Origin of the sequence: Streptacidiphilus sp. MAP12-20 (assembly GCF_041262525.1) — a bacterium.
Classification (GTDB): Bacteria; Actinomycetota; Actinomycetes; order Streptomycetales; family Streptomycetaceae; genus Streptacidiphilus.
On the sequence record NZ_JBGCCK010000002.1, the window covers coordinates 73,638 to 88,254 of the forward strand.

Annotated in this window: 17 protein-coding genes; 11 read left to right on the forward strand and 6 right to left on the reverse strand. The window is 71.6% G+C overall.

Annotated elements, in window-relative coordinates:
* Positions 1 to 33 precede the first annotated feature (33 nt).
* Positions 34 to 261 (forward strand): hypothetical protein, encoded by a 228-nt coding sequence (locus ABIA32_RS02575; protein ID WP_370092078.1) that lies wholly within the window; start codon positions 34 to 36, stop codon positions 259 to 261.
* A gap of 21 nt (positions 262 to 282) precedes the next feature.
* On the opposite strand, the gene ABIA32_RS02580 is transcribed toward ABIA32_RS02575, so the two are convergent.
* The 4 genes from ABIA32_RS02580 to ABIA32_RS02595 all read right to left on the reverse strand — a co-directional run bounded on the left by ABIA32_RS02580 (position 283) and on the right by ABIA32_RS02595 (position 2,975).
* Positions 283 to 903: an L-threonylcarbamoyladenylate synthase gene (locus tag ABIA32_RS02580; RefSeq protein WP_370092079.1), complete on the reverse strand. Its 621-nt coding sequence runs from the start codon at positions 901 to 903 to the stop codon at positions 283 to 285.
* Positions 904 to 972: 69 nt separating this feature from the next.
* On the reverse strand, positions 973 to 1,371 hold the full coding sequence (locus ABIA32_RS02585) for a DUF2218 domain-containing protein (protein ID WP_370092080.1): 399 nt from the start codon (positions 1,369 to 1,371) through the stop codon (positions 973 to 975).
* 71 nt (positions 1,372 to 1,442) lie between these two features.
* Positions 1,443 to 2,183 carry an ABC transporter permease subunit gene (locus ABIA32_RS02590; protein ID WP_370092082.1) on the reverse strand — a complete coding sequence of 247 codons (741 nt, stop codon included), beginning with the start codon at positions 2,181 to 2,183 and terminating at the stop codon, positions 1,443 to 1,445.
* Positions 2,184 to 2,201: 18 nt separating this feature from the next.
* Positions 2,202 to 2,975 (reverse strand): ABC transporter ATP-binding protein, encoded by a 774-nt coding sequence (locus ABIA32_RS02595; protein ID WP_370092083.1) that lies wholly within the window; start codon positions 2,973 to 2,975, stop codon positions 2,202 to 2,204.
* A gap of 251 nt (positions 2,976 to 3,226) precedes the next feature.
* Here ABIA32_RS02595 and ABIA32_RS02600 point away from each other — a divergent pair, with 251 nt between their 5' ends.
* Together ABIA32_RS02600 and ABIA32_RS02605 are read left to right on the forward strand one after the other, a co-directional pair.
* The gene (locus ABIA32_RS02600; RefSeq protein WP_370092084.1) at positions 3,227 to 4,498 is read left to right on the forward strand and encodes a sensor histidine kinase; all 1,272 of its coding nucleotides are present in this window, start codon (positions 3,227 to 3,229) and stop codon (positions 4,496 to 4,498) included.
* Positions 4,495 to 5,172, forward strand: coding sequence for a response regulator (locus tag ABIA32_RS02605; RefSeq protein WP_370092086.1), 678 nt, complete (start codon positions 4,495 to 4,497; stop codon positions 5,170 to 5,172). The genes ABIA32_RS02600 and ABIA32_RS02605 overlap by 4 nt, the downstream gene beginning before the upstream one ends.
* A 23-nt stretch (positions 5,173 to 5,195) precedes the next feature.
* Here ABIA32_RS02605 and ABIA32_RS02610 read toward each other — a convergent pair whose 3' ends face one another.
* Complete coding sequence (locus ABIA32_RS02610) at positions 5,196 to 5,927, reverse strand: hypothetical protein (protein ID WP_370092088.1); 732 nt, start codon at positions 5,925 to 5,927, stop codon at positions 5,196 to 5,198.
* A 191-nt stretch (positions 5,928 to 6,118) separates the two neighbouring features.
* Between ABIA32_RS02610 and ABIA32_RS02615 the strand changes: the two genes are divergently transcribed.
* The 6 genes from ABIA32_RS02615 (at position 6,119) to ABIA32_RS02640 (ending at position 10,719) form a co-directional block, all read left to right on the forward strand.
* Positions 6,119 to 6,508, forward strand: a complete 390-nt coding sequence (locus ABIA32_RS02615) for an ArsR/SmtB family transcription factor (protein ID WP_370092089.1) — start codon at positions 6,119 to 6,121, stop codon at positions 6,506 to 6,508.
* A 25-nt stretch (positions 6,509 to 6,533) separates the two neighbouring features.
* Positions 6,534 to 6,851: a hypothetical protein gene (locus ABIA32_RS02620; RefSeq protein ID WP_370092090.1), complete on the forward strand. Its 318-nt coding sequence runs from the start codon at positions 6,534 to 6,536 to the stop codon at positions 6,849 to 6,851.
* 262 nt (positions 6,852 to 7,113) lie between these two features.
* Positions 7,114 to 8,295, forward strand: a complete 1,182-nt coding sequence (locus ABIA32_RS02625; RefSeq protein WP_370092092.1) for an ABC transporter ATP-binding protein — start codon at positions 7,114 to 7,116, stop codon at positions 8,293 to 8,295.
* Positions 8,295 to 8,999, forward strand: a complete 705-nt coding sequence (locus ABIA32_RS02630; RefSeq protein WP_370092094.1) for an ABC transporter permease — start codon at positions 8,295 to 8,297, stop codon at positions 8,997 to 8,999. The genes ABIA32_RS02625 and ABIA32_RS02630 overlap by 1 nt, the downstream gene beginning before the upstream one ends.
* Entirely contained in the window at positions 8,957 to 9,751 is a 795-nt protein-coding gene (locus ABIA32_RS02635; RefSeq protein WP_370092095.1) for an ABC transporter permease, read from the forward strand. The genes ABIA32_RS02630 and ABIA32_RS02635 overlap by 43 nt, the downstream gene beginning before the upstream one ends.
* Entirely contained in the window at positions 9,748 to 10,719 is a 972-nt protein-coding gene (locus ABIA32_RS02640; protein ID WP_370092097.1) for a glycine betaine ABC transporter substrate-binding protein, read from the forward strand. The genes ABIA32_RS02635 and ABIA32_RS02640 overlap by 4 nt, the downstream gene beginning before the upstream one ends.
* Before the next feature lie 15 nt (positions 10,720 to 10,734).
* Here ABIA32_RS02640 and ABIA32_RS02645 read toward each other — a convergent pair whose 3' ends face one another.
* On the reverse strand, positions 10,735 to 11,304 hold the full coding sequence (locus ABIA32_RS02645; RefSeq protein WP_370092099.1) for a YbaK/EbsC family protein: 570 nt from the start codon (positions 11,302 to 11,304) through the stop codon (positions 10,735 to 10,737).
* Between the two features lie 266 nt (positions 11,305 to 11,570).
* On the opposite strand from ABIA32_RS02645, the gene ABIA32_RS02650 reads away from it, so the two are divergent.
* Positions 11,571 to 13,130, forward strand: coding sequence for a Re/Si-specific NAD(P)(+) transhydrogenase subunit alpha (locus tag ABIA32_RS02650; RefSeq protein ID WP_370092100.1), 1,560 nt, complete (start codon positions 11,571 to 11,573; stop codon positions 13,128 to 13,130).
* 6 nt (positions 13,131 to 13,136) lie between these two features.
* On the forward strand, positions 13,137 to 14,600 hold the full coding sequence (pntB, locus tag ABIA32_RS02655) for a Re/Si-specific NAD(P)(+) transhydrogenase subunit beta (protein WP_370092101.1): 1,464 nt from the start codon (positions 13,137 to 13,139) through the stop codon (positions 14,598 to 14,600).
* The last annotated feature ends 17 nt before the right edge of the window (positions 14,601 to 14,617 follow it).

Below are 14,617 nucleotides of genomic sequence, written 5' to 3' on the forward strand. Positions count from 1 at the left end.
AACCGCCCCGACCAGTACCTCGCCGGTTCGCCCATGCGAACGACGGACCACGGACGCGGGCCATGGGGATTCGCCGCGTTCTGCTTCCTGGTGGCGGTCCTCACCGAGCCCGCGGGCGGCCCGGCGGCGTTCGGCGCCGCGACGCTCGGCGCGCTCGGCGTCCAGCTGCTCGTGCGCCGGATCCAGGCGGGCGGCGGCCGCAGGACGTCGCCGGTTCCGGCCGCGCCTGCGGCCGATCCGGTGCTGAGCGGCGGGAGTTGAGCGTCACGCGGCCGGTCGGACCTACTCGAACCGCGCGGTGTCGCCCGCCCCTCGGCGGACGATTTCGGCGCTGCCGCTGGAGAAGTCGATGACCGTGGTCGGCTCGGTGCCGCAGTCCCCCGAGTCGAGCACGGCGTCCACCTCGTGGTCGAGCCGTTCCTTGATCTCCCAGCCCTGCGTCATCGGCTCGTCCTCGCCCGGCAGGAGCAGCGTGCTGGACAGCAGCGGCTCGCCGAGTTCGGCGAGCAGCGCCTGCGTGACGACGTGGTCGGGAATCCGGACACCGACCGTCCGCTTCTTCGGGTGCAGCAACTGCCGTGGCACCTCGTTCGTCGCGGGGAGAATGAAGGTGTAGCTGCCCGGCGTCGCCGCCTTGATCGCGCGGAACACGTTGTTGTCGATATGCACGAACTGCCCCAGCTGCGCGAAGTTCTGGCACACCAGCGTGAAGTGGTGACGGTCGTCGAGATGCCGGATCGACCGGATTCGGGCCAGGCCGTCGCGGTTCCCGAGCTGGCACCCCAGGGCGAAGCACGAGTCCGTCGGGTACGCGATGAGCGCGCCCGACCGGATGAGGTCAGCCACGTTGCTGAGGACGCGCTGCTGCGGATTCTGCGGGTGCACGTCGAAATACTTCGCCATCCGCCGAGCCTACGAGATGGGCGGCGAATCCCCCGACCCCACGGCCGACCGACACGCCGGTGGTGGGGGTCAGTCGGCCGTCCAGTCGACCGTGAGTCCGTCGCGGGCGGCGAAGCGTTCGACATTGCCGCCGAGGACCCGCTGAATCTCCGCCAGCGCCGCCGGGTCGGCGGCCTCGACCGTGAGCACCAGGCACTCCGGCTCAGCCGTGATCCGGCAGGTCCCCGCGCCGCCGGGGAACACGATCAGACCCTCGGGCTCCGTCCACTCGGCTCTTGCGGCCCGCCAGGTCGCGTGGCTGCACAGCTGCTTGCCGTAGCGGACGCTCTTCGGCGTCCGGACCCGGCCGACGGAGCGGACCGCCTCATCGCGGGCCGACGCGACCGGGCGGCGACGCCGCAACAGCAGCGCGGCGACGCCCCGGAAGTGGTTGCGGATCAGGTCGCTGTGGGAAGACGAGCTGTGCATCGTGACCTCCTGTGGTGAGGTGGGACGGCGCTAGGGTCGGGGTCCGGCCAGGGTCGGTGTCAGGGTCGGTGTCAGGACACGTCGCGGCGCATGGATGTGGTCACGGCGAGCACCGCGAACGCGAGCACGTAGAGGGCCAGGACGGCCCCACCGCCCCAGCGCGGCAACAGGTTCCCCGACACCATCGCCCTGGACCCGGCGCCGAGCGCCTGGCCGGCGTTGAACGGAAGCCAGCGGGCGAGGTTGCCGATCAGTTGGCCGACGACGCCTTCGACCAGCGCGACCCACGCCAGCGCGACCGCGATCGCACCGACGAGGCTACGGACGAGCGCGCCGACCCCCACGCCGATGGCGGCGAAGGCCGCGGCCCAGGCGACGCCGCCGCCGATCGTGGTCCACATCTGGGCGTCCCCCCAGACGAAGGACACGCCCTTGTCCGACCACCAGGCCGCCGCGACGCCGAGTCCCACCAGGCCGGCCGCGGTCCCGGCCAGCGCTCCCAGGACCGCGTAGACCAGGAGCTTCGCGCCGATGACGCGTCCTCGGGCCGGAGTGCTCAGATACGTGTCGGTGATCGTCTTGTGCCGGTACTCGCCCGCGACCGCGAGGATCCCGAAGACGAGGGTGAACATCGAGCTCAGCCCCACGTGCGCGAGCGCCTCGCCCTGTTTGGTCGCGTCGAGAGCCGTCTTGCTGGAGACCACCAGGCCGCTGACGCCGGCGATCACCAGCAGGGGGCACGCGGCCAGCAGCAGCCACGGGCTGCGGACGGTGCGCAGCTTCAACACCTCGGTGCGGATCAGACTCTGCATGTCGTTCACTCCTCGCGGTCAGCCGCGAACCGGTGCCGTGACGGCGCCGGTCGCAGGGTCGGTGTCGGTGGCGGTGGCGGTGTCGGTGTTCGACGTCACCCGGAGGAACGCGGCTTCGAGCGTCTCCCCCTTCGCGCCGGTCAGTTCGGCCAGCGGACCTGCGAAGCGCAGCGTGCCGCCGGCGACGATGACCACGCGGTCGACGGTCTGCTCCACCTCGCTGAGCACATGACTGGACATCAGCACCGTGCGGCCCTCGCCGGCCAGGGAGCGGAGCAGTTCCCGCAGTTGGGCCATGCCCGCCGGGTCCAGTCCGTTGGCGGGCTCGTCCAGGATCAGCACCTGGGGGTCACCGAGCAGCGCCGAGGCCAGACCGAGACGCTGGCGCATGCCGAGCGAGTAGCCGCCCACGCGTCGACCCGCGGCATCAGCCAGGCCGACGCGGTCCAGTACCTCCTCGACGCGCGACTGCGGGATGCCGCTCGCCTCGGCGAGGATCCGCAGGTGATCGCGCCCACGTCGGCCGGGGTGGAAGCCGGTCGCCTCCAGCACCGCGCCGACGACCCGCCTCGGGTCGGTCAGCTCGGCGTAGTGGCGGCCGTCGATCAGAGCCTGCCCCTCCGTCGGCGTCACCAAGCCGAGGAGCATCCGCAGCGTGGTGGTCTTGCCGGCTCCATTGGGCCCGAGGAAGCCGGTCACCACCCCGGGCTCGACCGCGAAGGTCAGTCGGTCGACTGCCGTCACCGACCCGTAGCGCTTGGTCAGGCGGTCCATCGTGATGCCACCGGTCATGGGGTCCTCCGGCGCGGTGCGGGTGAGGAGATCGTGTTCATCGGGGTCGCCCCTTCGCTGGGTTCCATGGCACTCGGATTCGGGTGCCGCAACCACCCTCCCGATCTCGCCGCCCGCGTGTCGTCGCCCGGCCACGGCAACCCCGGCTACCGCATCCGCGGTGGTTACCGGCCCGTCTACCGCGTCCGCGGTACGCCCGGCCGCGACGCAGGGCTGACGGCACCCCGGAGGAGCCCGCCTAAGGTGAAGGCATGAACGTCATCCGCCACCTGCGTCGCACCGCGCGCCGGCACGCGCATGCGGCGGACCTGACGATCGCGCTGGCGGTCTTCGCGGCCACGATGGCGACCACCTTCGCCGGTCATGGGTCCGCGGCCGTCGCGGGCGACCGCGCCCTCGCGATCGGCTCCGCCGCGCTGGCCTGCGGGGCGCTGGCCGGGCGACGCCGTCTTCCGCTGACCGTGCTGGGGGTCAGCGCCGTGGCCACCGAGGTGTTTCTCGTCCAGGTCGGCGGCAGCAGCGGGATGCTGATCGTGCTGGCTCCGTTGATCGCCCTCTTCACCGTCGCCGACCTGGTGGGACGCCGGCGCGGCGTGCTTCTCGGCGGTCTGGCGGTCGCCGCGCTGGCGTTGATGCACGCAGTGCACCGGCCGGCGCTGCTCGGCCCGGGGAATCTGGCGTTCATCGCGCTGGGCGGTCTGGCCCTCGCGGCCGGCGACTCCTCCCGCAACCGCCGCGCCTACCTCGCCGAGGTCGAGCGGCGCGCCGCGCGCGCGGAACTCGACCGCGAGCAGGACGCGCGGAACCGCGTCGCCGAGGAGCGACTGCGGATCGCCCGCGACCTGCACGACGCGGTGGGACACCAACTCGCGCTCATCAGCGTCCAGTCGGACGTCGCCGGACAAGCCATCGACCACGACGGCGCGGCGGCTCGCGAAGCCCTCGCCCACGTCAAGTCCGCGAGCCGCAAGGCCCTGGGGGAACTGCGCGACACGGTCAGCCTGCTCCGGCAACCGGGAGACCCCGTCGCCCCCACGGCGGCTCCCACGCCGGGACTGGACGGCCTCGACGAATTGCTCGCCGCTCTGCGCGCCTCCGGCCTGGATGTCGATCACGCCACCGAGGGCGCCGTCGTCCCGCTGGCGCCCGCGACCGACCTCACCGCGTACCGCGTGATCCAGGAGTCGCTGACCAACGTCTACAAGCACTCCGGCGGGCGGCAGGCACGTCTCACTCTCGCCTACCACCGGCAGGAACTGCGCATCACGGTCGAGGACCTGGGGACTGGGAACGGCCTCGGGATCGGGATCGGGAGCACGGCAGACCGATACGCCCTCGCCACGGAACCCGACCCCGCCGGTCGGTACGGTCGCCACGGTCGGCACGGCATCGTCGGCATGCGCGAACGGGTTCTCGCGCTCGGCGGACACTTCACCGCCGGACCGCGCCCGGACGGCGGCTTCCACGTGGCAGCCGGCCTCCCCTACCAGCCCCTCGACCTCGCCCCGGAGCGCGCCCCGTGACCATCCGCGTCGTCATCGCCGACGACCAGCCCCTGCTGCGCAGCGGCTTCAAGGCCCTGATCGCGTCCGCGCCGGACCTGGAGGTGGTCGGCGAGGCGGGTGACGGGCGCGAAGCGGTGCGGCTGGCCAGATCCGCCCGGGCCGACCTGGTCCTGATGGACATCCGCATGCCGGTCCTGGACGGCCTCGCGGCCACCCGCATGATCACCGGCGACGAGGACCTCGCCGGGGTGAAGGTTCTGATCCTCACCACCTTCGAGATCGACGAGTACGTCTTCGAGGCGCTGCGCGCCGGGGCGAGCGGCTTCTTGGGCAAGAGCGCCGACGCGGAGGACCTGCTGCAGGCCGTTCGCACGGTCCACCGGGGAGAGGCGCTGCTGTCGCCCGCCGCGACCAGAACCCTGATCAGCCGGTTCCTCGCCTCCCCCGCACCCAGTCGGCCCATGGACGACACCGCGCGCCGCCAACTGGAGGCGCTCACCGACCGGGAACGGCAGATCACCGCGCTCGTGGCCACCGGGCTGTCCAACGACGAGATCGCCGCGCGGCTGGTGCTCAGCCCTGCCACCGTCAAGACGCACGCCAACCGGGCCATGATCAAGGTCGGCGCCCGCGACCGCGCCCAGCTCGTCGTCTTCGCCCACCGCAGCGGCCTCGCCGAATCCGGGTCGTGATCCGGCGTCACAGCGTCACAGCGTCATAGGCCGCTGGGCCAGGCGTAGGAGCTCGGCACCTTCACCGCCGCGTTCTCCGCCGCGGTGCCGTAGACCAGGGCGATCTCGTCGTGTGCGTGCAGGATGATCGCGGCCGGGTCGCCCGAAACCTTGGTCCCGTTGACGTAGGCGGAGAAGGAGTGCGTCGCGTCGGTCTTCAGCCCGCCGATGTGGTCGGCCGCCATCGACACCTGCCACTGGGTCACGAACTGGCCCAGTGAGAAGACGGCCTGCACCGGTGACTCCACATGGATGACACCGGACTCGTCGTGGGTGTGCAGCGGACTGAGTTGCTGCGCGCTCACGTCGATCCCGATGTCAGCGGGCACCGTCGTCGCCTTGCCGTCGGTGTAGACGTCCAGGTGGGCGTGGATGTGCAGGGCGCTGCCCTCGCTGGACAGCATCGGCAGCCCTGCGGCCTTGACCGCCGCCGCCGCGTCGGCCGGGGCGCTCCACGGCGGCAGAGTCGTGCGGCCCTCCGCCGTGGTGCGGGGCTGCGACGGGATCCCGAACGACGAACCGGACCCACTCGATCCGCCGCCACGCACTGCCACCAGGACCGCGCCGGCGATCACCGCCGCCACGGCCACGGCGATACCACCGCGCAGCAGCATGCGACGCCGCCGCTCATGCCGGGCCGCCTCGGCCCGCGCCGCCGCTGCCTTGGCCCGTCGGCCCTCCGGGCCGGTCGCGTCCTGCTTCTTCCCTGCCGCCATCCGCCGCCGCTCCCTGAAGTGCTCCCTGGCACATGGTCATCACACCTCTCCCAGCATGCCGGTGGTCCTGGCCCCCCGCCCGCTCAGCCACGCCAAGCCGCCGGCGCTGGTGCCGTGCGGTTTGCCGAAGAGCTGCAGTGTCGCCATACTATTCGCGAAGGCGAATATCTGGAGTCGTGGAGGCGTCCGGCGTGACCGATACCGAAGTCCTCACCGACGCGGCCGCACCCACAGTCGGCGACGACGACTGCTCGCACACCGACACGGTGGCCCGGTTCTTCCGCGCGCTGGCGGATCCGACCCGGCTCGCCCTGCTGCAGTTCATCCTCGCCGGCGAGCGCACTTCCGCCGACTGCATCGAGCACGTGGGCGTCTCGCAGCCCCGGGTGTCGGTCCACCTCTCCTGCCTGGTCGACTGCGGCTACGTGACCGCCCGCCGCGACGGCAAGAGACTGCGCTACTCCGTCGGCGATCCGCGCGTCGCGAACCTGGTCGCGCTGGCCCGCGCGCTGGCCAGGGACAACGCCGCCGCGCTGGACTGCTGTGACCGCATCCCCGACAGCAGCGACAGTACCGACTGATCCGACCGATCCGGAGGACCACCCCGTGCAGATCACCGTGCTCACCGTCCCCGACTGCCCCAACGCCCCGGTGATCACCGAGCGGATCGCCGCCGCGCTCGGCGGCCACCCGGCCGACCTGGCGTTCGTGGAGGTAGCCGGCCAGGACGATGCCACGCGGTGGGGCATGACCGGCTCCCCCACCGTCCTCCTCGACGGCATCGACCCGTTCGCCGAACCCGGCGCCGAGCCCAGCGTCTCCTGCCGCCTCTACCGGAGCCAGGACGGCCGCACGCAGGGCGCGCCAGGCGTGGAGCAGCTGCGCCAGGCACTACGGGAGGCCGGACTCCAGATCCAGCCCTGACCGGGGCGACACCACCCCGCCATACTCGAACAGGCGTACGCATTAGGCATCCTGCTCACCCGTTCGGCCTACGTCTTCGAGCGCGTCGCCCGCGCCCGCGGCGCCCTGGACAGTTCGATGGAAGCCGGCTGCCGCCACGCAGCAGCGGCCGACACCGGGCCTCCGACCGAAAGGGCGTTTCACGTCGTATGAATCAGCCGCGATGGTGGGCGAGCGCCGGAGCAGCGCCACGAAGGGACCGAACCGGAGAGGCGAATGCCTCGTGATCCGGTTCGAATCCGTCACCAAGGCGTACCCGGACGGCACGGTCGCGGTGGACCAGCTCGATCTGGTCGCGCCCTCCGGCCGGATCACGGTTCTGGTCGGGCCGTCGGGCTGCGGCAAGACCACCAGCCTGCGCATGATCAACCGGATGATCGAACCGACCGGCGGCCGCATCTGGCTCGACGACCGCGACACCGCCTCCGTTCCCACGCACGAACTGCGCCGGGGCATCGGCTACGTGATCCAGCACGCCGGGCTGTTCCCGCACCGCACCATCCTGGACAACATCACGACCGTGCCGGAGCTGATCGGCCACGACAGGAAGCGGGCCAGGGCCCGCGCCCGGGAGCTGATGGAACGCGTCGGGCTGCCGTCCCAGCTCGCCAAGCGCTACCCGGCCCAGCTCTCCGGCGGCCAGCAGCAGCGCGTCGGCGTCGCCAGGGCGCTGGCCGCCGACCCTCCGGTGATGCTGATGGACGAACCGTTCAGCGCCGTCGACCCGGTCGTGCGTGAGCAGTTGCAGAACGAGTTCCTGCGGCTCCAGGGCGAGCTCGGCAAGACGATCGTCTTCGTCACGCACGACATCGACGAGGCCGTCAAGCTCGGCGACCAGGTCGCGGTGCTCAGGACCGGCGGACGGCTCGCTCAACTCGCCACGCCCGCCGAGCTGCTGTCCGACCCTGCCGACACCTTCGTGGCCGGCTTCGTCGGACGCGACCGGGGCTACCGCGCGCTCGGTTTCGCCGTGGCCGGCAGCCTGCCGATCCGCCAGGACCCGGCCGTCCGGCTCGGTACGCGGCTCGACCAGGCCAGGAGCCTCGCCGAGGACGGCTGGGTCCTGGTCATCGACGCGGAGGACCGGCCGCAGGGCTGGCTCCGCACCGGCGGTCCCGCCGACGCGGCACTCTCCGGGGAGGTGGCCCCGGAACGGCTGAACCTCGGCGGCACACTCGCCACCGAGAGCGCGACCCTGCGCGAGGCGCTGGACGCCGCCCTCTCCTCGCCCAGCGGGCGCGGTGTGATCGTCGACGCGGAGGGCCGGCTGCTCGGCACGGTCGCGGCCTCCGAGGTGCTCGCGCGGATCGAGGAGCAGCGCCGGACGGATCGCGGGCGTCCCGATCCCCAACGGCCGGAGCGCTACCGGCCCGACCCCGAGATGCCGGGAGGTGCGGCCTCCTGATGGCCCTGCACGCCGTCCTCGCCGTCGACTCCTCACCGCTGGGCATGTTCGGGTACTTCCGCGAGCACCGCAGCGAGGTGCTGAACTGGCTCGGCTACCACGCCTGGCTGTCCGCGGTCCCGGTCGTGCTGGGCCTGCTGATCTCCCTCCCGCTGGGTTGGCTCGCCCGCAGGTACAAGTGGACCTACCCGCCGCTGGTCACCGCCGCGGGCCTGCTCTACACCATCCCGTCGATCGCCCTGTTCGTCTCGATGCCGAGCCTCATCGGCACCCAGATCCTCGACCCGATCAACGTCGCCGTCGCGCTCACCGTCTACACCGTGGCGCTGCTCGTCCGGGTGGTGGCCGACGGACTGACGGCGGTGCCGGAGGATGTCGCGCAGGCGGCCACCGCGATGGGACTGACCCGACGTCAGCGGCTGTGGAAGGTGGAGCTGCCGCTCGCGGTGCCGGTGATCGCCGCAGGCGTGCGGGTCGCCGTGGTCGCCAACGTCAGCCTGGTCGCCGTGGCAGGCACCATCGGGGTCCCCAATCTCGGCCAGCTGTTCACCACTGGCTTCCAGCTCTCGGTGGGCAACCCCTACTACCCGCCGATCACCCTCGGCATCGTGCTGTGCGTGCTGCTGGCGCTGCTGCTCGACCTACTGGTGGTGGGCGGCACGTGGCTGGCCACCCCCTGGCGCAGGGCGGTGGGCCGCTCGTGATCCAGTGGCTCAACGACCCGGGGAACTGGACCGCCACCGGCGGGGTCTTCGACCAGCTCGTGTCCCACCTCCAGTACGCGCTGATCGCCCTGGTGATCGCCACCGTGCTGGCCCTGCCCGCCGGACTGCTGATCGGGCACACCGGCCGCGGCCGATGGCTGGTCACCGCGGCCAACGCCGTGCGCGCGCTGCCCGTGGTCGGCCTGCTGATCCTGCTCTACGTGATGCTGGCCCCGCACATCCACGGCCGCGGCGACACCGTCTACCTGCTGCCGACCGAGATCGTGCTGGTCCTGCTGGCGATCCCGCCGATCCTGTCCACCACCTTCGCGGGCGTCGAGAACGTCGACCCGGACGTGCGGGACGCGGCAGCAGGCATGGGCATGCGCGGCGGCCAGGTGGTGCGGCGGGTCGAGCTGCCGAACGCCCTGCCGCTGATCTTCTCCGGCCTGCGCAGCGCCGCCCTCCAGGTCATCGCGACCGCCACCGTCGCCGCCTACCTGGGCCTCGGCGGTCTGGGCCGCTTCGTCTACGACGGGCAGGCCAGCCAGAACTTCGCCGAGCGCAATGCGGGAGCGCTGCTGGTCGCCCTGCTGGCGGTCGCCGCGGACCTCGTGCTGGCCGTGGTCCAGCGCTACACCGTCTCGCCCGGCGTCTCCGGCCGCTTCTCGGAGCGGAGCGCCCAGGGCGACGCCGAGACCACCGAAACCCCTGTCCGGCCCTCACCGGATCCCCTCCAGGAGAAATCATGAAGAAGGCACTCACGCTGGTCCTCGCCGCAGCCTCCGCGGTGGCGCTCACCGCCTGCGGCAGCAGCGGCAGCAGCGGCGCCAACGGGCTCTCGGGCGGAAGCGCCAGCAGCGTCGCCTCCGGCGGCGGCGGTGCGACCGTCGCGTCGAAGCTGATCCTCGGCGGCTCACCGGAGTTCAAGACCCGCTCCGACGGCCTTCCCGGCCTCCAGCGGGTCTACGGCGTCGTGTTCGGCTCCTACAAGGCCCTCGACGCGGGCGGCCCGCTGACCATCAACGCGCTGAAGAGCGGTCAGATCGACGCCGGTGACATCTTCACCACCGACCCCTCGATCGCGGCCAACGGCTTCGTCGTCCTCCAGGACCCGAAGAACCTCTACGCCGCGCAGAACGTGCTGCCGCTGATCAACAAGGCGAAGGCGACGCCGGGCGTCACCGCCGCGCTCAAGGCCGTCTCGGACAAGCTCGACACCGCCACGCTCGCCGCCCTCGACGTCAAGGTGATCACCGACAAGCAGGACCCGGCGGCCGTCGCCAAGGGCTGGCTGGCCCAGCAGGGCCTCGACAAGACCGGCACGGGCGCGGCTGGCACCGCGCTCAAGGTCGGCTCGGCCAACTTCCAGGAGAGCGTCCTCCTCGCCGAGATCTACGCCGAGGCTCTCCGCGTCCAGGGCGCCAACGTGACGACCCGGCTGAACATCGGCAGCAGGGAGACCTACGTCCCCGGTCTCAAGGACGGCTCGATCGACCTGATCCCCGAGTACAGCGGCGTGCTGCTGCAGTACTTCGACCCGAAGGCCACGGCGGTCTCCTCGGCCGACGTCTTCGCGGCGCTGCAGAAGGCCGTCCCGGCCCCGCTCACCGTCCTCGACCAGTCCAGCGCCCAGGACAAGGACGCCATCGTGGTCACCAAGGCGACGGCGGACAAGTACCAGCTGACCTCGATCGCCGACCTGGCCAAGAACGGCTGACCGCGCCCGGCCTCGCTACTGCGCGGTGGCGAGGCCCTGGAGGACCTCCGCGCCGGGGAGGCGGGACAGGGCCCAGCCCGGGAGGATCAGCTTTCCGCGCCGCCGGCCGCTGCCGACCAGGACGAACGGCGCCTCGGCCACCGCCGCGTCGATCAGCAGCGGCCAGGAGGCCGGCAGGCCGACGGGAGTGATCCCGCCGTACTCCATGCCGCTCTCGCTCACCGCCACGTCCATCGCGGCGAAGGAGGCCCGGCGGGCGCCGAGATGCTTCCGTACGGTCGAGTTGACGTCCACCCGGGCGTCGGCCAGGGCGAGGCAGGCCGCGAGAGTGCTGATCCCGCCCCGCTTCGCGGCCACCACCACGCAGTTCGCCGACACCTCGGCCGGGACGTCGTAGGCCTCGCAGAAGACCGCGGTGTCGGCCTTGTCAGGGTCGGTGTCCACATACAGCACCGACTCCGCAGCCTCGCGCGAACCCCACGTCCGCAACGCCTCCGTCACCGGAGCGGCCAGCACGTCGACCGCGTCGAGTGCCCTGCGCACCGTCGCGAACCTGCCGAAAGGAACTTCCACCTGGTCGTCCATCACACACCCGCGCTGTACAGAACATGGCCGAAGCCACGCTACCAAGCAGGCGCTGATCCGACCTACGGCCACCGGATTTCACTCTCCGTCATTCGGTACACGATCCGTACGCGCCGCCGCAGAGCAGAGTGAAACAGATCACGACCCTCTCCGGTCGGTGTGAGGGTGTCGGACGGGTAGGTTCCTGCGTCCAGGGGGGAAGGACTTCCAACGACTCCCCGATCCCGGATCCCCGTCACACCTTCCTCTGACGAGAGACGCGAGACATGTCTGCACAAGAACCCGCGCACCACCCGCCGCAGCGCATCGGAGTGGTCGCCGAGTCCACCTCTGGGGAGACGCGCGTCGCGGCGACGCCGTCGACCGTGCGTCTGCTGCTGGGCCTCGGTTACGAGGTCGTCGTCGAGTCCGAGGCCGGCGCGGCCTCCGGCTTCGGCGACCAGGCCTACGCCGAGGCCGGGGCGAGCATCGGCGAGGCCTGGGACGCGGATGTCGTTCTGAAGGTCAACGCTCCCTCGGACGGGGAGATCGCGCGGCTTCGCGAGGGCGCGACGGTCGTCGGCCTGCTGGCTCCGGCGCAGCGGCCCGAGCTCCTCGAGTCGCTCGCGGCACGCGGAGTGACCGCGCTGGCGCTGGACGCCGTGCCGCGCATCTCGCGCGCGCAGTCGATGGACGTGCTGTCGTCGATGGCGAACATCGCCGGGTACCGGGCGGTGATCGAGGCCGCGCATGTCTTCGGACGGTTCTTCACCGGGCAGGTGACGGCCGCCGGCAAGGTGCCGCCGGCGAAGGTGCTGATCGCCGGCGCGGGTGTGGCCGGTCTCGCGGCCATCGGCGCCGCCTCCAGCCTGGGCGCGATCGTGCGGGCCACCGACCCGCGGCCCGAGGTGGCCGACCAGGTGAAGTCGCTGGGCGGCGAGTACCTGCCCGTCAACGTCGCCCAGGAGGCGAGCACCGACGGCTACGCCAAGGCGACCTCCGCCGACTACGACCGCGCCGCCGCCGAGCTCTACCACGAGCAGGCCAAGGACGTGGACATCGTCATCACCACCGCGCTGATCCCCGGCCGTCCCGCACCGCGCCTGCTCACCGCCGCGGACGTGGCGGCGATGAAGCCGGGCAGCGTCGTCGTCGACATGGCCGCGGCCTCGGGCGGCAACGTCGAGGGGACCGTCGCCGGGCGGGCGATCGTGACCGACAACGGGGTGACCATCATCGGTTACACCGATCTCGCGTCCCGGCTGGCCGCCCAGGCCTCGCAGTTGTTCGGCACCAACCTGGCCAACCTGCTCAAGCTGCTCACCCCCGGCAAGGACGGCCGGCTGACGCTCGACTTCGACGACGTCGTGCAGCGGGCCGTCACCGTCGCGCGGGCGGGCGAGGTGACCTGGCCGCCGCCGGCCGTGGCGGTCTCCGCCGCGCCCGCCGCGCAGCCGGTGGCCGCGCCCCCGAAGGCCGCGGAGCAGAAGGAGTCGCGGCTGACCCCGGCGGCGCGCTTCGGGCTGATCGGCGCCGGGATGCTCGCGATGTTCGGTCTTGTCGCCTTCGCCCCGGCCCAACTGGCCGAGAACTTCACGGTGTTCGCGCTGGCCGTGGTGATCGGCTACTACGTCATCGGCAAGGTGCACCACGCGCTGCACACCCCGCTGATGTCGGTGACCAACGCGATCTCCGGCATCGTCGTGATCGGCGCCCTGCTCCAGATCGGGCACGAGAGCTGGGTCGTCACCACGCTGTCCTTCGTGGCGGTCCTCCTGACGAGCGTGAACATCTTCGGAGGCTTCGCCGTCACCCGCCGCATGCTGTCCATGTTCTCGAAAGGCTGAGCCCCGATGACCTCAACGACGGCCTCCCACGCGGCCGACCTGGTCGCCGCCCTGTTGTTCATCCTCAGCCTGGCCGGCCTCTCCCAGCACCGCACCTCACGCGCCGGTGTCGCCTACGGCATCGCGGGCATGGCCCTGGCTCTGGTCGCCACCATCGTGGTGGCGGCGCAGAGCATCTCCGCAGGGGCGGTCGCGCTGATCGTGCTGGCGATGGCGCTCGGCGCGGCGATCGGTCTGTGGCGGGCGCGGCGCGTCGAGATGACGCAGATGCCGGAACTCATCGCGGTCCTGCACAGCTTCGTGGGTCTCGCGGCGGTGCTCGTCGGCTGGAACAGCTACCTGGAGGTGGAGTCGCACGGCTCCGCGCAGACCAGGATCGGCGCCGACCTGCTGGGCATCCACCACGCCGAGGTGTTCATCGGCATCTTCATCGGCGCGGTCACCTTCACCGGCTCGATCGTCGCCTTCCTGAAACTGTCCGGGCGGACCAACTCGCGCCCGCTGATGCTCCCTGGCAAGAACGGGCTGAACCTCGGCGCGCTGGCGGCGTTCGTGGCGCTGACGGTCTGGTTCACCGCTGGCCCGAACCTGCCGCTGATGGTCGCGGTGACGGTGCTGGCGCTGGCACTGGGCTGGCATCTGGTGGCCTCGATCGGCGGCGGCGACATGCCCGTCGTCGTCTCGATGCTGAACAGCTACTCGGGCTGGGCGGCGGCCGCGGCCGGCTTCCTGCTGAACAACAACCTGCTCATCGTCACCGGCGCGCTGGTCGGCTCCTCCGGCGCCTACCTGTCCTACATCATGTGCAAGGCGATGAACCGGTCCTTCCTCTCCGTCATCGCGGGCGGCTTCGGCATCGAGGCGCCGAAGGGCGGCGAGGAGGAGCAGGGCGAGCACCGCGAGATCCGCGCCGTGGAGGCGGCGGAGCTGCTGGAGCAGGCCCGGTCCGTGATCATCACGCCCGGCTACGGCATGGCCGTGGCCCAGGCCCAGCACCCCGTCGCCGAGCTGACCCGACGCCTTCGTGAGCGCGGCGTCGAGGTCCGCTTCGGGGTCCACCCCGTCGCCGGCCGTCTGCCGGGGCACATGAACGTGCTGCTGGCCGAGGCCAAGGTGCCGTACGACATCGTGCTGGAGATGGACGAGATCAACGACGACTTCGCCGAGACCTCGGTGGTGCTCGTGATCGGAGCCAACGACACGGTGAACCCGGCGGCGATGGACGATCCTTCGAGCCCGATCGCGGGTATGCCGGTGCTGCGGGTCTGGGAGGCGGAGCAGGTGATCGTCTTCAAGCGCTCCATGGCCTCCGGCTACGCGGGCGTGCAGAACCCGCTGTTCTTCCGCGAGAACAGCAGCATGCTGTTCGGCGACGCCGAGCAGAGCGTGTCGGACATCCTCCGCGCGCTCGACGCCGACGGCCGCCGCGAGCCGGCCCCGTCCGCGCGGCAGGCAACGGTCGCGGGCTAGTCACCGCGCACCCGTGG